Raw genomic sequence first — 18,844 nt, forward strand, 5'->3', positions numbered from 1 at the left:
AGAACGATGAGCGATCACGAATCCACCTACGTCCCCAAGACCGGCGTCGAGAAATGGCTCGACAGCCGTCTTCCGATCGTCCGCTTCGGCGCGGACTACATGTCGTTGCCGACCCCGAAGAACCTCAACTACTGGTGGACCTTCGGCGGCATCCTGGCCCTCTGCCTCGCGACCCAGATCGCGACCGGCATCGTGCTGGCCATGCACTACGTGCCCAACACCGAACTGGCCTTCGCCTCGGTCGAGCGCATCATGCGTGACGTCAACGGCGGCGACATCATCCGGTACACCCACGCCAACGGGGCCTCGATGTTCTTCATCGCGGTCTACCTGCACATGCTGCGGGGGCTCTATTACGGGTCGTACAAGGCGCCGCGCGAGATGATCTGGATCGTCGGCTGCGTGATCTTCTTCCTGATGATCGCCACCGCCTTCCTCGGCTACGTCCTGCCGTGGGGCCAGATGTCCTACTGGGGCGCCGAGGTGATCACCAATCTGATCGGGGCCATCCCGGTCGTCGGCGAGCCCATCCTGATCTGGCTGCGCGGCGGCCCGGCCATCGATAACGCGACGCTGAACCGCTTCTTCTCGCTGCACTACCTGCTGCCGTTCGTGATCGCGGGCTGCGTGGTCCTCCACCTGTGGGCCCTGCACACCGCCGGCCAGAACAACCCGGTCGGCATCCTGATCCCGAAGGATCGGGAGAAGAAGGATATGGTCCCGTTCCACCCGTACTTCACGGTCAAGGACGGCTTCGCCATCATCCTGTTCCTGATCCTGTTCGCGCTGTTCGTCTTCTTCATGCCGAACGCCCTGGGTCACGCCGACAACTACATCCCGGCCAACCCGCTGCAGACTCCGGCGCACATCGTGCCCGAGTGGTACATGCTGCCCTTCTACGCGATCCTGCGCGCTGTCCCGGACAAGTTCGGCGGCGTGGTGGCGATGTTCGGCGCCATCGGCGTGCTGTTCGTCCTGCCGTGGCTGGACACGTCGAAGGTGCGTTCGATGCGCTACCGCCCGACGATGCGGACCTTCTTCATCATCTTCGTGATCGTCGGTATCGGTCTGGGCTGGTGTGGTGGTCAGTTGCCCGATGCCCCGGTGATCGGTGACTTCAAGACCTTCACCCTCGTCGACGGTGACCTGAACAGCTACCTGTGGCTGACCCGGTTCTTCACCCTCTATTACTTCGCCTTCTTCCTCGTGATCCTGCCGCTGGTGGGTCTGAAGGAGAAGCCGCTCCCGATCCCGGCGACCATTTCGGAACCCGTTCTGTCGGGTGGCGACGAGCACAAGGGCTGATCGCGACCATGACCCTCAAGACTTCGATGCGTTCCATGAAGAAGACCCTGGTCCTGATCGCCGCGGCGGCCGGCCTGACCCTCGCCGCCGGCCCGGCTCTGGCCGCGGGCGGCGAAGGCCACGCCCTGCGTGACGGCGGCTTCTCGTTCGACGGCCCGTTCGGCCGGTTCGACCAGGGCCAGCTGCAACGCGGCTACAAGGTGTACCGGGAGGTCTGCGCGGCCTGCCACAGCATGAACCTGATGCACTTCCGCACCCTGGCCGAGCCGGGCGGTCCCTTCTACGACGCGCACCAGGCCAGCGCGGCCGAGAACCGCTTCGTCAAGGCGCTGGCCAAGGAAGTGCAGATCGCGGACATCGACACCGAAACCGGCGAGCCGGTGATGCGCGACGGCACCGCCGCCGACCGCTTCCCCAACCCCTACCCGAACGCCACGGCCGCGGCCGCGGCCAACGGCGGCGCAGCCCCGCCCGACCTGTCGGTGATGGCCAAGGCGCGTCACGGCGGCGCGGATTATATCTACTCGCTGCTGACCGGCTATCACGCCGTTCCGGCGGGTCTGACCATCCGTCCGGGCCAGAATTACAATGCCTATATGGCCGGCGACCTGACCCCGTTCTGGACGGGCGACGCGGACCACGTGCCGGCCGGCGGTTTCATCGCCATGCCCAATCCGCTGCGGAACGGCCAGGTGACCTATGACGACGGCACGGCCCAGACCGCCGACAACTATGCCAAGGACGTCGCCGCCTACATCGCGTGGGCGTCGGATCCCAAGCAGGTCGAGCGCAAGCGCAGCGGCGTCGGCGCCCTGATCTTCCTGCTCCTGTTCGCCGGTGTGACCTACCTGTCCTACCGCCGGATTTGGAAGGGCGTCGCCCACTAGGGCTCCCCTTCACAGGCTGACATGATCGACCCGCCGGAGCCTGCGCTCCGGCGGGTTTTTCGTTGCGCCGGATCCCGGCCCCTGCGGCGTCGCGGCCTGATCGACAGCCCCGGCGCGGCGCCCTAACGTCCGCCTCCTGTTCAAAAGGCCGAGGGTGTCCAAAGCATGCGTCTGTCCGTCTCCGTCGCCGCGCTGATCGCCGGCGCCCTGCTCACCGCGACGGGCGTCGCCGCCCAGACCCCGACCTTCGACACGGCGCGCCTGTCCGAGGACGTGCGGGTCCTGTCGGACGACAGCTTCGAGGGGCGCGGCATCGCCACCCCGGCGGAACAGAAGGTCATCGACTATCTGAGCGCCCAGTACGGCGCGGCGGGGATGCAGCCGGGCGGGCCGAACGGTCAGTGGACGCAGGACGTGACCCTGAACCGCTTCACCGCGTCGAACATCCGGGCCCAGTTCAAGGTCGGGGAGACGGCCGTGCCGCTGACCCAGGGCCAGCAGATCGTGATCTCGACCCGCCTGCCGGGCGAGCACGTGCACCTGATGGACGCGCCGCTCGTCTTCGTCGGCTACGGCATCGATGCGCCCGAGCGGCAGTGGAACGATTTCAAGGACGTGGACGTCCGCGGCAAGGTGATCGTCGTGCTGGTCAATGACGCCGACTTCGAGGAGCCGGAGCTGAACACCTTTGGCGGGCGGGCCATGACCTACTACGGTCGCTGGACGTACAAATATGAGGAGGCCGCGCGGAAGGGCGCGGCGGGCGTGATCATCGTCCACGAGAGCGCGCCGGCGTCCTACGGCTGGGCCACGGTGACGAACAGCTGGTCGGGACCGCAGTTCGACATCGTGCGCCAGAACGCGGCGGCCGAGCGCGTGCCGATGGAGGCCTGGGTGCAGCGCGACGTGGCGGTGGACCTGTTCCGCGCCGCCGGTCAGGATTTCGAGGCGCTGAAGGTCGCCGCGCGCAGCCGCGACTTCCGCCCGGTCGGACTGACCGGCGCGACGGTCAGCGCCATGTTCGACGTGGCCTCGACCCAGGTGACGACGCACAATGTCATCGCCCGTCTGGAGGGCACGACGCATCCGGACGAGACCATCCTGTACACGGCCCACTGGGATCACATCGGGGTCGGGGCACCGGACGCCGAGGGCGATACGATCTTCAATGGCGCGGTGGACAACGCCACCGGCACGGCGGGGCTGCTGGAGCTGGCCCGGGCCTTCGGTTCGGGACCGCGGCCGGAGCGGTCGATCGTCTTCATCAGCTTTACGGCCGAGGAGAGCGGTCTGCTGGGGTCGGAGTTCTATGCCTCGAACCCGGTCTATCCGCTGGCGACGACGGTGGGCGGGTTCAATGTCGACTCGATGAATGTCTATGGCCGGGTCAACCGGTACGGCATCACCGGCTATGGCCAGTCGGATCTGGACGAGCGGATCGGCGCGGTGGTGGAGAGCCAGGGGCGGACGATCCAGCCGGACGCCAACCCGGCCTCGGGCGGCTATTTCCGGTCGGACCACTTCCCGCTGGCCAAGCGCGGGGTGCCGATGACCTACGGCGGCTCGACCGGCGACTTCCGGGACGAGCCCCTCGCCGACCGTCAGGCCAGCCGGTCGGAGTATGGCCGCAGCCGGTATCACCAGGCGGCGGACGAGTGGTCGGCGGACTGGGACCTGCGGGGTCAGGTCGAGGACCTGCAGGTGCTGTATTCGGTCGGTGAGGACCTGGCGAACAGCCGCGTCTGGCCGCAGTGGAAGGACGGCTCGGAGTTCGGTCCGGCCCGGGCGGCGACGGCGGACCAGCGGCGGTAGCCGGGTTGATACTGTTACGATCGATACAGACCCGAATTTTCTGAATTCGGAAAAAGAAGACTCGAACTTGAACGGGTTCGGGCCGGGCGGACGGCGAGAAGGACCATCGGCACCATGGCATGCCGATGCGTCAGAAACGGACGGACGGGCCGCGGCCCAGATGACAAAAAAGTAAGGGGCGGTCTTTCGGGGCCGCCCTAAGGTGCGCGCCATCTGATTTGGGATGGAGTCTCCCACCATGTTTCGCAAACTGACGGGCGGCATCGCCCTTGCCGCCGTGCTGCTGGTCAGCGGCGCCGCCCAGGCCCAGAGCTTCTCGGCCGAGCGCATCAGCAACGACATCCGCACCATCAGCGCCGACGACTATCAGGGCCGCTATCCCGGCACCGAGGGCGAGCGGATGGTGCTGGCCTTCCTGCAGGCGCAGTACGAGGCCATGGGCCTGCAGCCCGGCGGGCCGGACGGCCAGTGGCTGCAGCCGGTGGAGCTGAAGCGCTACACCCCCGTCGCCGGCGGCACGGCCAGCTGGACCGGCCCGGACGGACAGTCCCACGCCCTGACGGTCGGAACCGACATCACCCTGCGCGCCGTGACCAATGACGGCCGCGCCTCGATCCGCAATGCGGGTCTGGTCTTCGCCGGCTACGGCATCACGGCGCCCGAGCGGAACTGGGACGACTACGGCGACATCGACGTGCGCGGCAAGGTCGTGGTGGTCGTCGCGGGCGAGCCGGACGGCGCGGTGTTCAACGGCGACTACGCCACCAACTACCAGTCGGGCGCCTACAAGGCGGATGAAGCCTTCCGTCGCGGCGCGGTGGGGGTGATCACCCTGATCGCCCAGCCGGCCAGCTCGCCCCAGTGGCAGGGGATGACCCGCGGCGCCAACCGCACCCGCACCCTGACGCCGGGCGCGGCGGACCTAGAGTTCTCGGGCGCGATCAACCACGACACCGCCTTCGCCATGGCCGCGGCCGCGGGTCTGGGCATGGACAGCTTCGCCGACACCGCCAGCGGAGCGTTCAAGGCCGTGCCGCTGAACGGCGTCAGCCTGTCGCTGGACGTGTCCGAGACCATCGACACCCTGGTGACGCACAATCTGCTGGCCAGGATTCCCGGCACGACCCACCCGGACGAGACCATCATCTATTCGGCCCACTGGGATCACGTGGGCGGCGCCGACCAGCACCCCGGCGTGACCGGCGACCAGATCTGGAACGGCGCCTGGGACAATGCCTCGGGCACGATCGGCGTGCTGGAGATGGCGCGTCAGCTGAGCGCCGCGCCGCGTCCGCAACGCACCATCGTCTTCGCCCATATGGCGGCGGAGGAGCTGGGCCTGCTGGGCTCGTACGGCTATGCGGCCAACCCGGTCTATCCGCTGGAGACCACCGTCGCCGACATCAATATCGACATGCTGCCGCTGTCGCCCTCGACCCGCGACGTGCCGATCTTCGGCAAGGGACAGAACGATCTGGAGGACCGGCTGGAGGCGCTGGCCGCCCCGCTGGGCCGCTATGTTTCGGACGATCACCAGCCGGAGCAGGGCTTCTACTACCGCTCGGACCACTTCCCCTTCGCCCGCATGGGCGTGCCGGCGATCATGCCGTGGCACGGCTGGGACTGGGTCGAGGGCGGGCGTGAAGCCGGCGAGGCCGCGTGGAAGGCCAAGTTCGCCGCCGACTATCACAAGGCGTCGGACGAATGGTCGGCGGACTGGGACCTGACCTCGGCGGTCGAGAACCTGACCCTGCTGTACCATCTGGGCCTCGATCTCGCGAACAGCCGCGACTGGCCGGGCTGGAAGCCGACCTCGGAGTTCGCCCAGGTGCGGGCCCGTTCGGACGCGGCGCGCGACTGATGCTGTCGATCCGCCCCTTGACCGGCGACGGCTCGCCGCCGGCGGAGGGCGAGTATGCCCAGGCCTGTGAAGTCAGCGGGGCGACCCGCTGGCTTTATCTGTCCGGACAGATTCCGGTCGCGCCGGACGGGTCGCTGGCCGACGACTTCACCGGCCAGTGCGAGCAGGTCTGGGACAATGTGGAGACCCAGCTGCGGGCGGCGGGGATGACGCTGGACAATCTGGTGAAGGTCACGACCTTCCTGTCGGATCGGGAGTTTGCTCTTCCGAACCGGGAGGTCCGGCTGAGACGGCTGGGCGGACGGCAAACCGCGCTGACGGTGATCGTGACGGGGCTGTTCGAAGCGGGCTGGCTGGTCGAGATCGAGGCCGTGGCGGCGGGGTAAATCCGGTTCCTCCCCCTTGGGGGAGGGGGACCGCGTAGCGGTGGAGGGGCGCCTGCCGCGCGCTCCGGCGAGGCCAACCGCGCACTCCGCCGGCGCCCCTCCACCATGCTTCGCATGGTCCCCCTCCCCTGAAGGGGAGGAATGCCGCATTGCTCGCTTTTCCCGAGAGGCCCACTGTCCTTCCATGAGCCGTTGGTCGCCGCAGCCTGCTCCTGACGAACCCGACGGCCTGATCCTGTTCGACGGGGTCTGCGTCTTCTGTTCGCGCTGGGTGCGGTTCGTCATTGATCATGACCCCGAGCGGCGCTTCCGCTTTCTGCCGATCCAGTCGGACGCGGGGCGGGCGCTGGCGGAGCGGTATAGCGTCGATCCCGAGGCGCCGCAGACCAATGCCGTGGTTCTGGACGGACGCATCTTCTTCAAATCGGACGCGGCCCTGACGGTGCTGGGCGCCTTGCCGCGCACGCGGGCGCTGAAGGGGCTGAAGGCGGCGCCGCGCCTGTTGCGGGACCCGGTCTATGATCTGATCGCGAAGAACCGTTATGCAATCTTCGGGCGGACCGACGCCTGCATGGTCCCGTCGCCCGGGGATCGGGAGCGTTTTCTGGCATGACGACGGTGCTGGTGATCGGGGCCGGCGGGGTGTTCGGATCGCGGCTGGCCGAGGGGCTGTTGCGGCACGGCTTCGGCGTGGTCGTGGCCGGGCGAGACCGGGCGCGGGCCGAGGGCGTGGCGGCGCGGCTGCGTCGGGCGTTTCCGGGGGAGACGGTCGAAGTCGCCTTGCTCGACACCACGACCCTGACGCCGGACCAGTTGAAGGCCACGGGAGCGTCTATCGTCGCCGACATGGCCGGGCCGTTCCAGGGCGCGGAGCCGACGACGGCGCGGGCGGCGATCGCGGCGGGGCTGCACGCCGTCGATCTGGCCGACGGCCGGGATTTCGTGAAGGCCTTTCCGGCGCTGGATGAGGCCGCCCGGGACGCGGGCGTGGTCGCCCTGACCGGGTGCAGCTCGACGCCGGCCCTGTCCAACGCCGTGCTGGATCGGCTGACCGAAGGCTGGCGCGAGATCGTGTCGGTGGAGGCGGCCATCTCGCCCGGCGCGCGGGCGCCCAAGGGGCTGTCGGTCATGCAGGCCATCCTGTCGTGGATGGGACGGCCGGTGATGGTGTTCGATGGCGGCGTCTGGACGATGCGGCGCGGCTGGAGCGGGCTGTATGCGCGGGACTTCGGCGCGGCGGGGCGGCGGCGGGTGTCGTTGTGCGAGACGCCGGATCTGGACCTGTTTCCCGCCCGGTTCGCGCCGCGGGACAGCGCCCTGTTTCTGGCGGGGATGGAGCCGTCGACCCTGCATCTGGAGGGCTGGCTGCTGGCCCGGCTGGTCGGGTGGTTGCGGTTCAATCCCGTGCCGCTGGCCAAGGCGCTGCTGGTGATGGCGAAGCTGCATTCCACGAGCGGATCGGACCGGGGCGCGATGCGGGTGCAGGCGCTGGGCGTGGACGGACAGGGCCGGGCGGTACGGGCGGTCTGGCGGCTGGTGGCCGAACCGGGGGAGGGGCCGGTGACGCCGTCGCTGCCCGCCCTGGCCGCCATTCGCGCCATCGCCGCCGGAGGGGTCGCGCCGGGCGCGCGGGCCTGTGTGGGCGTGCTGCCGCTGGAGGCCATCGTGGACGAGATGGCGCCGCATGGCCTGAGCACGACGACGGAGACGCACAGGGGGCTGTATCCCAACGCCATCGGTCCGGCGTTCGACAGCCTGCCCGCACCGATCCGGACCCTGCACGAGACGCCGGGGCGGTCTCTGTGGCGGGGCCGGGCGATGACGGAGGGGGCGACGACCCCGCTGGCGGCGCTGGTCGCGCGGCTCGTCGGCTTCCCCAGGGCGCAGGCGGACTGCGAGGCCGAGGTCGCCGTCGAGGCCGACGGCGAGCGCGCGATCTGGCGACGGCGGATCGGCGGCCACGGCTTCGCCAGCGTGCTGTCGCGGCCCCGGCCCGGCGGGCGGGTCAGCGAGCGGTTCGGGCCGCTGAGCATGGACCTGATCCTGACGCCGGAGGGGGATCGGCTGGTCTATCGCGTCGAGGGCTGGCGGGCCGGGCCGATGCCCTTGCCCAAGGGGTTGTCGCCGTCGACGGTGGCGTTCGAAGAGGTGGACGCGGAGGGCCGGTTCGTCTTCGACGTCACGATCAGCCTGCCGCTGATCGGGCGGGTGGTGCGCTATCGGGGCTGGCTGGAGCGGGTCCGCTGAGCCCTTCCCGTCCGTCCCGGCGCGGTTGCCGGAGGTGACGGCGATTTAAGCTGACAGGGCCGCCGGGGCGGCGTCATCTCCCACCGTCCAGGGAGGGACCCATCATGAGCATCGATCCGGCGGCCGAGACCGCGCGTTGGCTGGCGAACCTGTCGCCCGAGGAGACCGCGCGGGCGGTGAGCTATACCCAGGGCGGCCACTGGCTGCTGCTGTGGGCGGCGGTGGTCGGCGTGGCCGTGTCGTGGATCATCATCCGGTCGGGCTGGCTGAGCGGCATCCGGGATCGGCTGGAACGTCGGAAGCCGAGGCCCAAGCTGGTCTCGCTGGTGGTCGGGGCGGTCTATCTGGTGATGAGCTTTGTCCTGACCCTGCCGTGGTCGATCTATGAGAGCTGGTGGCGGGAGCGGCAGTACGGGCTGACGGAGCAGCCGCTGACCGGCTGGCTGACCGAGGCGGCGATGAGCGCGGGCATTTCGACCGCCTTCATGGCCGTGCTGCTGGTCGCCCTCTACTTCATCATCCGGCGGGCCCGGGGGCTGTGGTGGGCGTGGGGCGCGGGCCTGACGGCGGTGGCGGTCGTGTTCATGCTGGTGATCTCGCCGATCCTGATCGAGCCGCTGTTCAACACCTATACCCCGGCGCCGAACGGGCCGGTGCGCGATGCGGTGGTGGCGCTGGCGCACAAGACGGGGACGCCGGACGACAAGATCTACATCTATGACGGCTCCAAACAGTCGGACCGCTACACCGCCAATGTCTCGGGCCTGTTCGGGTCGGCGCGGGTGGCGATGAGCGATGTGATGTTCGCCAAGGGGGCTGACATCGCCGAGGTGCGCGGGGTCGTGGGCCATGAGATGGGCCACTATGTCCATATGCACACGCTGTGGATGACCGGCGTGCTGATCGTCCTGATGGCGATCTTCTTCTGGCTGGCCGACCGTCTGTTCGAACCGGTGAAGCGGCTGCTGGGCGGCGGGGCGCGGATCGGGGGCGTGGCCGACCCGGCGGGCCTGCCGGTGCTGGCGGCCATCGCGGCGGTGCTGGGCCTGCTGGCGACCCCGGCGTTCAGCACCCTGACCCGGACCATCGAGGCCGACGCCGACCAGTTCTCGCTGGTTCAGGCCAATGAGCCGGACGGGCTGGCCAAGGCCCTGATCAAGACGGCCGAATACCGCGCCCCGTCGCCGTCGGCGGTCGAGGAGTTCATCTTCTATGACCACCCCTCGGTCGAGAGCCGGGTGCGGCGGGCGATGGAGTGGAAGGCGGCGCATCGGGCCGAGTGACCGTCTCCTCCCCGTCGCGGTCCGCGATGGGGAGGTGGCTCCGAGCATTGCGAGGAGACGGAGGGGGCGGCGAAGGGGCGAGGGGATTGGCGGAGGGCTGTCTGAAGCCTGCGCCGCCCCCTCCGTCACGCTTCGTATCCGAAGCGCGACACCTCCCCATTCGCGACGCGAACGGGGAGGAGATGGCGGAGGGCTGTCTGAAGCCTGAGCCGCCCCCTCCGTCACGCTTCGTATCCGAAGCGCGCCACCTCCCCATTCGCGACGCGAACGGGGAGGAGATGGCGGAGGGCTGTCTGAAGCCTGAGCCGCCCCCTCCGTCACGCTTCGTATCCGAAGCGCGACACCTCCCCATTCGCGACGCGAACGGGGAGGAGATGGTCAGCGCTTGCGGACGAAGACCGTGCCGGCGGAGTAGCCCGCGCCGAAGCTGCAGATCAGGCCGGTGTCGCCGGGGGCGAAGCCGTCGTGGTGCAGGTGGAAGGCGATGATCGAGCCGGCCGAGGAGGTGTTGGCGTATTCGTCGAGGATGATGACATTCTCGTCGCCCTCGGGCTCACGCCCCAGCACCTTGCGGCCGATGTATTGGTTCATGTTGATGTTGGCCTGGTGGAGCCACATCCGCTTGAGGCCGGTCGGGTCGACGCCCAGTTCGGCGGCGTGGTCGACGATCATGTCGGAGACCATCGGCACCACGTCTTTAAACACCTTGCGGCCCTGCTGGACGAACAGCTTGTCGGGCGCGCCGATGCCCTCGGGCGCGGCGTTGTTGAGGAAGCCGAAATTGTTGCGGATGTTGTTCGAGAAGCTGGTCTTCAGGCGCGTGCCGAGGATGTCCCAGCCGCCCGGTCCGGCCTGATCGGCCGACTCGACGATGACGGCGGTGGCGACGTCGCCGAAGATGAAGTGGCTGTCGCGGTCCTTGAAATTCAGGTGGGCCGAGCAGACCTCGGGGTTGACCATCAGCACGGCCTTGACCGAGCCGGAGGCGATGAAGTCCGCCGCCGTCTTGAGGCCGAAGGTGGCCGAGGAGCAGGCGACGTTCATGTCGAAGGCGAAGCCCTCGATGCCCAGGGCCTGCTGGACCTCGATGGCCATGGCCGGATAGGCGCGCTGCATGTTGGAGGCGGCGCACAGGACGGCGCCGATCTCGCTGACCGGCTTGCCCCAGGCGGCGATGGCGTCGCGGGCGGCCTTGACGGCCATTTCGGCGAGGACCGACAGCTCGTCATTCGAGCGCTCGGGGATGTTGGGGGCCATGCGCTCGGGGTCGAGCACGCCCGCCTTGTCGAGCACGAAGCGGGATTTGATGCCTGAGGCCTTCTCGATGAACTCGACCGAGGAGTGGGTCAGGGGGGCGACATCGCCCTCGGCGATCTCGGCGCTGTGGCGCTCGTTGAAGCGGTCGGCATAGGCATTGTAGGCCGTGACCAGTTCCTCGTTGGAGATGGACTGGTCGGGCGTGAACAGCCCGGTGGCGGCGATGACGGCGTTGGTGGTCACTCGATGCGTTCCCTGCGGCGCCTGCTGTGGGCGGCGTCCGTTCTTATTCAGAACCCTTAGATAGGCCTCTCATCGCGTCCGGTCGAGATGGGCGAGGACACGTTCGGCTTCGGAAAGATGCAGCCGCTCGACCATCTGGCCGTCGACCCGGATCGCGCCCCTGCCTTCGGACTCCGGCAGGCTGAAGGCGGCGACGATGGCGCGGGCGTGGCGGATCTCGGCCTCGGACGGGGCGAAGGCGGCGTTGGCGGGGGCGATCTGGGACGGGTGGATCAGGCTCTTGCCGTCGAAGCCGTAGAGGCGGCCCTGGGCGCATTCGGCGGCGAAGCCCTCGGCGTCGGTGAAGGCATTGTAGACGCCGTCGAGGGCCAGCAGGCCGTGGGCGCGGGCGGCGGCGACGGTGGCGGCCAGCCAGGGCTTAAGCGGCTCGCGGTCCGGCGACGGGCCGGTGCGCAGGCCGACGGCCAGGTCGTTGACGCCCAGCATCAGGGCCTCCAGCCCCTCGATCCCGGCGATGGCGTTCAGGTTCAGCAGGGCGCGCGGCGTCTCGATCATGGCCCAAAGGACGGCGCCGGAGGGTAGGGCGGCGGTCAGGGCGCGGGCGGCGTCGGCGTCGTCGACCTTGGGGGCGACGATCAGGGTCGCGCCGGCCTCGGTAAGGGCCTCGAGGTCGGCGGCGCCCCACGGGGTGTCCAGCCCGTTGATCCGGACGCCGAGGCGGGTGGCGAAGCCGCCTTCGCGGACGGCCTGGACGGCGGCGGCGCGGGCATCGGCCTTGGCTTCAGGAGCGACGGCGTCCTCGAGGTCGAGGATGGCGACGTCGCAGTCCAGGGTGCGGGCCTTTTCGACGGCGCGCGGATTGCTGGCGGGAAGGAAGAGGGCGGACCTCACGGTCAGACCTTGCCCGTGACCGGCACCAGCGCCCCGGTCACCGCGCGGGCTTCGGGCGAGGCGAGGAAGAGGATGACGCGGGCGAGGTCGGCGGGGGCGACCCATTGGGACGGGTCGGCGTCGGGCATGTCCTTGCGGTTCTGCTCGGTGTCGAGGATCGAGGGGAGGACGGCGTTGACCGTGACCGAGGTGGATTTCAACTCCTCGGCCAGGCTTTCGGTCAGGCGGTGGACGCCGGACTTGGAGGCGGCATAGGCGCCCATGCCGGCGGCGCTCTTCACCGCCGCATTGGCCCCGACGTTCACGATCCGGCCCTCGGGCGAGGCCTTCAGGTGGGGCAGGGCGGCGCGGCTGGCGTTGAGGGCGGTGGAGAGGTTGAGGGCGAACATCTTCTCCCAGGCGGGGGCGGCGTCGTCGGTGGTCTGCCAGACGAAGCCGCCGGCGATGTTGAGCAGGGCGTCGAGGCGGCCGAAACGGGCGACGGCGGCGTCGACGGCCTGTTGCGCCGAGGCCGGGTCCGTCAGGTCGACGCCGCCGAGCTCCAGCACGCCCTCGGGGACCGGCAGGCCCTCGGCGTGGTCGACGACGGCGACCTTGAGCCCGTCCGCCAGCGCGGCCTGCACGACAGCGGAGCCGAGGGCGCCGTGGCCGCCGGTCACCAGAATCACGCGGTCAGACATCAGGGGCTCCAGCAAAAAACGGGGTGCGAAGAGTGCAGAGCCCGGGTCAAAAAAGAAGGCGTGGTCCGGCTCAGGCCGAAGGGGCGGCGAACACCCGCGCCATCAGCTGTTCGAGGGCCCGGGCGTCCGAGGCGTCAAAGGCGGCGGTGACGGTGGCGTCCACGTCGAAGACCGCGATCAGGGCGCCCGAGGCGTCGAAGACGGGGACCACGATCTCGCTGGCCGAGCGGGCGTCGCAGGCGATGTGGCCGGGGAAGGCGTGGACGTCCTCGACGATCTGGGTCTGGCCGGTGCGGGCGGCGGCGCCGCAAACGCCGCGGCTGAAGGCGATTCGCAGGCAGCCCAGCGTGCCCTGATAGGGACCGACCACCAGTTCCTCGGCCTTGTCCGGATCGACGACATAGAAGCCGGTCCAGAAGAAGACGGGGAAGGCGTCGGCCAGCATGGAGGCAACGGTCGCCATGCGGGCCGTCAGATTGGGTTCTCCGTCCAGCACGGCGAGGATTTCCGCCTCGACCTCCGCATAGCGGGCGGCCTTGTCGGCGGGGCGGTCGTCGCGGGCGACGTAGGACATCAGGCGTAAACTCCGGGGCGCGTGGGTCGCATATAGGTCGGCGCCGGGGCGGAAGCGAGGGCGGGAATCACGTCCGCCGCGCCGGTTCGCAAGCCGCTGATTCCCGTGGACAACTGACGTCCGGTCACAAAATGGCCGTCATGCGGCAACGCTTTGTCGCAAAACAGCGTTAACCTTGACAGGACCTTAACTGGACCGGACTGTCGCAGTCCCGCAATGGTTAACGGAACTGGTTAACGGGTGGGGGCGGAGACGCCCGTGGGTGTGCGAGGGGTTATGGCTGACGGCGAAGGCGATCACGGCAGACGTTCGCGTTCCGGCGGCTCTCGCGGTCCCGTCGCCATAGCGGCTGTGGCCGGCCTGCTGGCCGTCGCGGCGCTGGGCATGGCGTCGTGCGGGGACCGGGGAAGCGGCGTGCGGTTCTGGCAGGGCGGGTCCGACGCGGCCTCCAACAGCTGTCCGCGCCCGGCCTCGATGACGGGCACCGAGTTCAACGCCCAGGAAACCGGCCTGCGCGCCCTGCGCCGCGCGGCTTTCCAGAACGACTTCTTCGCCCAGCTGGAGCTGGGCGCGCGCTACTCCGCCGTGCGGGCGACCGACAAGAATATCGAGGACCCGATCGAAAGCGCGACCTGGATCGCGATGGCGCTGGCCAATGACCAGGGCTATGCGCCGATCAACCGGGTGAACCGCGGCGGCTGGGGCGGATGGCGTCCGCTGTCGCGCTATGACGACTGTCGCGCGTTCGAGCGGCATGAGGCCTATCGCAAGCTGGATCGCCTGCTGGGGAATATGACCCTGGAAGAGCAGGGGGCGGTGCGCGACCGGGTGATCTACATCCTGTCGACGCAGGACGCCTCGGGCTATCGCACCCTGGCCCGTCTGCATGACGGCCTGTACGGCCCGTTCGGCGAGCCGGAAGACAACCGCCAGGCGCGCGAGGCCTGGGGGCGCGGCCACGCCGACCGGGGGCAGGGACGCGAGCGCGACCGCCGCGGCTATCCGGCGGCGACCAGCCTGTTCCAGCGCAATGACGTGGACGCCTATCTGTACAACTATCTGGCGGTGCAGACCGGCGACGTGGGCGCCTATGTGCTGATGCGCGACTTCGAGCGGTCGGCCCCGAGCCGGGCCCAGTACCAGCGCTTCGTCGAGGTGAAGGCGCGCCAGTGGACGCCGCCGTTCGAATTCTATCCCAACACCGCGCCGCAGTCGGGGGTGCCCTTCTCGGACGAAAGCCGGCCGCGCGGGGACGCCTATGAATATGCGCTGGGCCGGATGGCCGGCGAGCTGCCCTTCATCCACGTGGGCCGCGCCCTGCGCTATCTGGGCGTGACCGAGACGGCGGCGCAGCGGCCCGAGGACCTGTCCAAGCGGCAGATCGAGACGCTGGAGGCCATGCTGGGCCACCCGATGGAGGGCCGGCTGTCCTATCTGGAGCGGGTGCGCGCGATCCAGCTGGCGGCGGTCAACGGCTCGTCCGAGGCGCAGCTGGTGCTGGCGGTGATGTACGCCGAGGGCATCGGCCTGCCCGCCGACTACGCCCGCGCCTTCAAATGGTTCGAGGAGGCGGCGCGTCAGGGCAGCCCCGAGGCCAAGTTCGCCATGTCCAGCTATTTCGCCCTCGGCGTCTCGGGCGTGGCCGATCAGGACAAGGCCCAGGCCGTCGCCTACCGTATCGATTCCGCCCTGTCGGGCTTCGGCCCGTCAGCGGGGCGCCTGCAGGCCGTGCTGGCCCAGGTTTCCCGTTCGCAGCGCCGCTAAGGAGGGCGTGAACCCATGACGACCCGCAATCCCCTCGGCATCATCAGCGGCGCGGCGGTGATCGCGGCGACCGTCGCGGCCTTCGCCCTCGGGGCGCCGGCCACCCACGCCCAGGTCGCGGCCAAGGTCGAAAGCCAGACGCGCCCGAATTTCGGCGTCCTGCTGGACCCGCCGACCCGGTCGTACAGCCAGCGGCGCGACCGCAACCGCTATGATTATCGCCGCCACCGCCCGGACTGGAATTCCGGCTGGCGCCCCGGCTACCCGCCGCTGCGGCCGGGCGGAGAAGAGGTCGTGCTGGTCGACTGTGGCGGCAATCCGGGGACGGGCGCGGTCGAGGACGCCGTGCGCCGGGTGCGGCCGGGCGGGACGCTGGTGATCCGGTCGCGGGCCGGGGCCTGCGTCGGCTGGCTGAACATCGACAAGCCGATGACCCTGATCGGCGAGGGCGGCTTTGATCCGCGCGACTGGGCCCGCAATTCCGAGCCCACCCTGCAGGCGCCGGACGGCCTGCCGTGCATGACGGTGGCGCAGGGCGTGCGGGTCGAGATCCGCGACATGGTGTTCGCCTCGCCGCGCGCCGGCGACGCCGCCTGCATCGTCGGCTACGGCGCCGAGATCGTCATGAACCGGGTCGGCTTCCACCACGCGGGCGATGAGGCGGCCATCTATGCCGACGGCGGCCTGCTGGACATTCGCAATGCGGTGATCGAGGCCCGGACCATCGCCCCGGCCATCGTCGCCGACGGCGCGGTGCTGAACACCTGGGAGACGGTGGTGTCGGGCGCCCAGTCGGGCATCGAGATCACCCCGGCGGCCGGTGCGCCGTCACGCCTGACCTCCACCACCCTGAAGGGGACCAATGCGCCCAACGCCTTCGGTCCGCGCAGCATCGGTGTGATCGTGCGCGCCGGGCGCGACTATGGCCGGGTCGAGATCGACAACACCGCCGTCTGCGGCTTCGTCGAGGGGGTGGTGGTCGAGGGCGCCTCTGTCTCGATCGAGAACAGCCGCGTCTGCCGCTCGGACAAGGGGGTGGTGCTGTACAGCGGCGAGCTGAGGCTGGCCGACAGCCGGGTGCGCGCGACCTCGGTCGGCGTCGCGGCGGCGGCGGGCAATGCGGTGATCGTCAACAACGTCTTCGCCGGCATGCGCGACCCCATCTATCGCGAGGCCCGGGCCAATGTGCAGGCCAGCGGCAACCGCGTCTGGTCGCAGTCCGCCTGTCGCCCGCAGTTCCGCGACCGCTATCGCGGCCGCCATGAGCCCTACTGGCGCCCCGGCGACGGCTGGGAATGCGCGCGCGGGGCCTATCCGCGCGACTGGTGGGGCCAGGAAGACGGCCTGCTGGGCGTCGAATACTACGACGACGGCTACCAGCTGGACGGCTACGACGACTACCAGGACGGCAACGGCTGGTACGACCGCGACGGGCGCTATGTGCGGGATGAGCGGTATCGCGGGGAAGACCGGTGGAGCCGGGGTGGCGGGGGCGGGTTCTGGGGGCGGTGAGCCTCTGAGTTGGAACAGGAAACGGCGCTCCGATGGGGCGCCGTTTTTGTTCGCGGTGGTAGGCCCGGAGGGACTCGAACCCCCAACCAGACCGTTATGAGCGGTCGGCTCTAACCATTGAGCTACGGGCCCCCGGAGCGAGGGAGGTCCGGCCTAGCAGGCGGGGCGGCGGCTTGCCAAGGGCGATGCGGCCTCTGATCCGCCGCCGACCTGTCTGCGTTGTCACGCCGATGAACGGTTTCTGCCAATGGACCCTGACCGCCCGTTCAGGCGCTTATGGTCATGGTTGGAACACGGACGCCGACGACGGTGTCCGCAACGACACCTCGTCTCTCACGGAGCCTTCCCCGATGACCCGTCCCGCCGCCGCCGCCGCAGCCCTGCCCGCCGTGTCCAACCGCGCCCTGATCTTCGGCGGCGCGCTGATGGCGGCCGCCGCCCTGATGGTCGCCGCCCCCGCCGCCCATGCCCAGTCGCAGCCGAACGGCGGCGCGCCGCTGACCATCCAGGCGGTCACCGAGCGCCCCAGCCTGAACCTGTCGGCCTATGGCGAGGTGCGGGCGACGCCGGACATGGCGACGATCACCTTCGCCGTGGTCAATGAGGCGACCACCGCCGCCGAGGCCATGGCGCAGAACGCCACCAAGATGAACCAGGTGATGGCCGCCCTGCGCCGCGCCGGGATCAACGAGCGCGACGTCCAGACCTCGGGCCTGAACCTGTCGGCGCAGTATGACTATGTCGAGAACAACCCGCCGCGGCTGCGGGGCTATCAGGCCAACAACCAGGTGACGGTGATCATCAACGACCTGACCAAGGTCGGCACGACCGCCGACGCCGTGGTCAGCGCGGGCGTCAACCAGATCAGCGGCATCAGCTTCGGTCTGAAGGATCCGTCGGCGGCCGAGAACCAGGCGCGCCAGATCGCGGTGCGCAACCTGCAGGCCAAGGCGGCCCTGTACGCGCAGGCCTTGGGCACGCCGCTGGGCGGCATCCGCTCGCTGACCGAGGGCGGCGGCTACGCCCCGCAACCGCCGCGCCCGATGTACGCCGCCGCGCGCATGGAGATGGCGGCCGACTCGACCCCGGTCGCGGCCGGCGAGCTGACGGTGCGGATCGACATCACGGGTGTGTACGATCTGGCGCGGTAAGGCGCGGGCGAGTGGTTAGTGGCTAGTGGCCAGTGGCTGGCGGGCGGCGTGCGACCGAAAGGTCCGCGCCGCCCTTCCGCTGTCATCCGACACGGCGATCCACGCGCCAAGCGCCACTCGCCACGCCCGTCAGTCCCCCGACCGCGCCAGCATCAGGCCGATCGCCACGTTGAGCAGGGCGCCGACGAGGGCGATGGCGAGGGTGGTGACGGAATCGAACTTCGCCACCAGCAGCGGCAGGGTCCACGGCAGGCCGGCGAAGGTGGCGGGCAGGAAGGTCACCCGCTCGGGCGGCAGGCCCAGCAGGGCCAGCCCCGGCGTAAACGCCATCATCAGCGCGACCGCGGCCGCGAGGACATAGGCGCCGTACAGCACCCAGCGCAGGCTCGAGATCGTGCGGGTCATGGCCGTTCCTCCGAAGGGGAGGGAAGGCCGGGGACACGCCGCCGTCAAGCGGGAGGGATCAGGCGCTGTGTTTGATGTTGTTATCGTCGTCCAGCAGCACGACGTTGGGCGACCACTGGCGGGCTTCTTCGGAGGGGAGCTGGCCGTAGGTGACGACGATCACCTTGTCGTTCTTCTGCACCAGACGGGCCGCGGCGCCGTTGACGCCGATGACCTTGGAACCCCGCGGCGCCTCGATGGCGTAGGTGGTGAAGCGGGCGCCGTTGGTGATGTTCAGCACATCGACCTGCTCGTGCGGGAAGATCCCCGCCGCATCCAGCAGGTCCATGTCGATGGCGATCGAGCCCTCGTAGTCGAGGTCGGCCTGGGTCACCGTGGCGCGGTGAAGCTTGGCCTTCATCAGGGTGACCAGCATGGGAGCGCGGTCCGGAAATGACGCGGGGCGATAGGCCCCCGCTCGCAGGCGGCTGATATAGGGATTTCCCTCGCCGTCTTCAATCTCGCTTTCGGCAACGCACCATAAGTCATGCTGCGGCGCATTCGCCGGTTACGCGACGTTCATTTGACCGAAAGCCCTGCCGCTCTA

At 69.5% G+C, this 18,844-nt stretch carries 17 protein-coding genes and 1 tRNA gene; 11 read left to right on the plus strand and 7 right to left on the minus strand.

Features of this window, described 5'->3' with window-relative positions; translation table 11 throughout:
* The first annotated feature begins 6 nt into the window (after positions 1–6).
* The 8 genes from ACW174_RS10090 (at position 7) to ACW174_RS10125 (ending at position 9,781) form a co-directional block, all read left to right on the plus strand.
* The gene (locus ACW174_RS10090; RefSeq protein WP_492014301.1) at positions 7–1,305 is read left to right on the plus strand and encodes a cytochrome b; all 1,299 of its coding nucleotides are present in this window, start codon (positions 7–9) and stop codon (positions 1,303–1,305) included.
* An 8-nt stretch (positions 1,306–1,313) separates the two neighbouring features.
* Entirely contained in the window at positions 1,314–2,192 is an 879-nt protein-coding gene (locus ACW174_RS10095; RefSeq protein ID WP_492014302.1) for a cytochrome c1, read from the plus strand.
* A 165-nt stretch (positions 2,193–2,357) separates the two neighbouring features.
* Positions 2,358–4,004, plus strand: a complete 1,647-nt coding sequence (locus ACW174_RS10100; protein WP_492014303.1) for a M28 family metallopeptidase — start codon at positions 2,358–2,360, stop codon at positions 4,002–4,004.
* A gap of 238 nt (positions 4,005–4,242) precedes the next feature.
* On the plus strand, positions 4,243–5,865 hold the full coding sequence (locus tag ACW174_RS10105) for a M28 family peptidase (protein WP_492014304.1): 1,623 nt from the start codon (positions 4,243–4,245) through the stop codon (positions 5,863–5,865).
* Complete coding sequence (locus tag ACW174_RS10110) at positions 5,865–6,251, plus strand: RidA family protein (RefSeq protein ID WP_492014305.1); 387 nt, start codon at positions 5,865–5,867, stop codon at positions 6,249–6,251. Before ACW174_RS10105 ends, ACW174_RS10110 begins: the two co-directional genes overlap by 1 nt.
* A 184-nt stretch (positions 6,252–6,435) precedes the next feature.
* Entirely contained in the window at positions 6,436–6,864 is a 429-nt protein-coding gene (locus ACW174_RS10115; protein WP_492014306.1) for a thiol-disulfide oxidoreductase DCC family protein, read from the plus strand.
* Entirely contained in the window at positions 6,861–8,498 is a 1,638-nt protein-coding gene (locus ACW174_RS10120) for a saccharopine dehydrogenase family protein (RefSeq protein WP_492014307.1), read from the plus strand. The genes ACW174_RS10115 and ACW174_RS10120 overlap by 4 nt, the downstream gene beginning before the upstream one ends.
* A gap of 104 nt (positions 8,499–8,602) precedes the next feature.
* Positions 8,603–9,781: a M48 family metallopeptidase gene (locus tag ACW174_RS10125; RefSeq protein WP_492014308.1), complete on the plus strand. Its 1,179-nt coding sequence runs from the start codon at positions 8,603–8,605 to the stop codon at positions 9,779–9,781.
* Between the two features lie 378 nt (positions 9,782–10,159).
* Here the strand turns inward: ACW174_RS10125 and ACW174_RS10130 are convergent, their stop codons facing one another.
* The 4 genes from ACW174_RS10130 to ACW174_RS10145 form a co-directional block, all read right to left on the minus strand.
* Positions 10,160–11,281 (minus strand): beta-ketoacyl-ACP synthase III, encoded by a 1,122-nt coding sequence (locus tag ACW174_RS10130; RefSeq protein WP_492014309.1) that lies wholly within the window; start codon positions 11,279–11,281, stop codon positions 10,160–10,162.
* 69 nt (positions 11,282–11,350) lie between these two features.
* Entirely contained in the window at positions 11,351–12,178 is an 828-nt protein-coding gene (locus ACW174_RS10135; RefSeq protein WP_492017268.1) for an HpcH/HpaI aldolase/citrate lyase family protein, read from the minus strand.
* On the minus strand, positions 12,175–12,852 hold the full coding sequence (locus tag ACW174_RS10140; protein WP_492014310.1) for an SDR family NAD(P)-dependent oxidoreductase: 678 nt from the start codon (positions 12,850–12,852) through the stop codon (positions 12,175–12,177). Before ACW174_RS10140 ends, ACW174_RS10135 begins: the two co-directional genes overlap by 4 nt.
* A 70-nt stretch (positions 12,853–12,922) precedes the next feature.
* Complete coding sequence (locus ACW174_RS10145; protein WP_492014311.1) at positions 12,923–13,426, minus strand: GAF domain-containing protein; 504 nt, start codon at positions 13,424–13,426, stop codon at positions 12,923–12,925.
* A gap of 276 nt (positions 13,427–13,702) precedes the next feature.
* Between ACW174_RS10145 and ACW174_RS10150 the strand changes: the two genes are divergently transcribed.
* Complete coding sequence (locus ACW174_RS10150; protein ID WP_492014312.1) at positions 13,703–15,190, plus strand: tetratricopeptide repeat protein; 1,488 nt, start codon at positions 13,703–13,705, stop codon at positions 15,188–15,190.
* 15 nt (positions 15,191–15,205) lie between these two features.
* Complete coding sequence (locus tag ACW174_RS10155; RefSeq protein ID WP_492014313.1) at positions 15,206–16,702, plus strand: hypothetical protein; 1,497 nt, start codon at positions 15,206–15,208, stop codon at positions 16,700–16,702.
* A gap of 56 nt (positions 16,703–16,758) precedes the next feature.
* Here ACW174_RS10155 and ACW174_RS10160 read toward each other — a convergent pair.
* Positions 16,759–16,834 (minus strand) — tRNA-Ile (locus ACW174_RS10160).
* Positions 16,835–17,052: 218 nt separating this feature from the next.
* On the opposite strand from ACW174_RS10160, the gene ACW174_RS10165 reads away from it, so the two are divergent.
* Entirely contained in the window at positions 17,053–17,853 is an 801-nt protein-coding gene (locus ACW174_RS10165; protein WP_492014314.1) for an SIMPL domain-containing protein, read from the plus strand.
* A gap of 129 nt (positions 17,854–17,982) precedes the next feature.
* Here the strand turns inward: ACW174_RS10165 and ACW174_RS10170 are convergent, their stop codons facing one another.
* Positions 17,983–18,258 carry a hypothetical protein gene (locus ACW174_RS10170; RefSeq protein WP_492014315.1) on the minus strand — a complete coding sequence of 92 codons (276 nt, stop codon included), beginning with the start codon at positions 18,256–18,258 and terminating at the stop codon, positions 17,983–17,985.
* A 58-nt stretch (positions 18,259–18,316) separates the two neighbouring features.
* Positions 18,317–18,673, minus strand: coding sequence for an aspartate 1-decarboxylase (gene panD, locus ACW174_RS10175; RefSeq protein WP_492014316.1), 357 nt, complete (start codon positions 18,671–18,673; stop codon positions 18,317–18,319).
* Positions 18,674–18,844: the final 171 nt, after the last annotated feature.

It is taken from the genome of Brevundimonas sp. AVps31, assembly GCF_058681355.1.

Bases quoted from the DNA above. Each gene is read 5' to 3' on its own strand.
- ACW174_RS10090 (WP_492014301.1), top strand. From the start codon at position 7: ATGAGCGATCACGAATCCACCTACGTCCCCAAGACCGGCGTCGAGAAA.
- ACW174_RS10095 (WP_492014302.1), top strand. From the start codon at position 1,314: ATGACCCTCAAGACTTCGATGCGTTCCATGAAGAAGACCCTGGTCCTG.
- ACW174_RS10100 (WP_492014303.1), top strand. From the start codon at position 2,358: ATGCGTCTGTCCGTCTCCGTCGCCGCGCTGATCGCCGGCGCCCTGCTC.
- ACW174_RS10105 (WP_492014304.1), top strand. From the start codon at position 4,243: ATGTTTCGCAAACTGACGGGCGGCATCGCCCTTGCCGCCGTGCTGCTG.
- ACW174_RS10110 (WP_492014305.1), top strand. From the start codon at position 5,865: ATGCTGTCGATCCGCCCCTTGACCGGCGACGGCTCGCCGCCGGCGGAG.
- ACW174_RS10115 (WP_492014306.1), top strand. From the start codon at position 6,436: ATGAGCCGTTGGTCGCCGCAGCCTGCTCCTGACGAACCCGACGGCCTG.
- ACW174_RS10120 (WP_492014307.1), top strand. From the start codon at position 6,861: ATGACGACGGTGCTGGTGATCGGGGCCGGCGGGGTGTTCGGATCGCGG.
- ACW174_RS10125 (WP_492014308.1), top strand. From the start codon at position 8,603: ATGAGCATCGATCCGGCGGCCGAGACCGCGCGTTGGCTGGCGAACCTG.
- ACW174_RS10140 (WP_492014310.1), bottom strand. From the start codon at position 12,852: ATGTCTGACCGCGTGATTCTGGTGACCGGCGGCCACGGCGCCCTCGGC.
- ACW174_RS10145 (WP_492014311.1), bottom strand. From the start codon at position 13,426: ATGTCCTACGTCGCCCGCGACGACCGCCCCGCCGACAAGGCCGCCCGC.
- ACW174_RS10150 (WP_492014312.1), top strand. From the start codon at position 13,703: ATGGCTGACGGCGAAGGCGATCACGGCAGACGTTCGCGTTCCGGCGGC.
- ACW174_RS10155 (WP_492014313.1), top strand. From the start codon at position 15,206: ATGACGACCCGCAATCCCCTCGGCATCATCAGCGGCGCGGCGGTGATC.
- ACW174_RS10165 (WP_492014314.1), top strand. From the start codon at position 17,053: ATGACCCGTCCCGCCGCCGCCGCCGCAGCCCTGCCCGCCGTGTCCAAC.
- ACW174_RS10170 (WP_492014315.1), bottom strand. From the start codon at position 18,258: ATGACCCGCACGATCTCGAGCCTGCGCTGGGTGCTGTACGGCGCCTAT.
- panD (WP_492014316.1), bottom strand. From the start codon at position 18,673: ATGCTGGTCACCCTGATGAAGGCCAAGCTTCACCGCGCCACGGTGACC.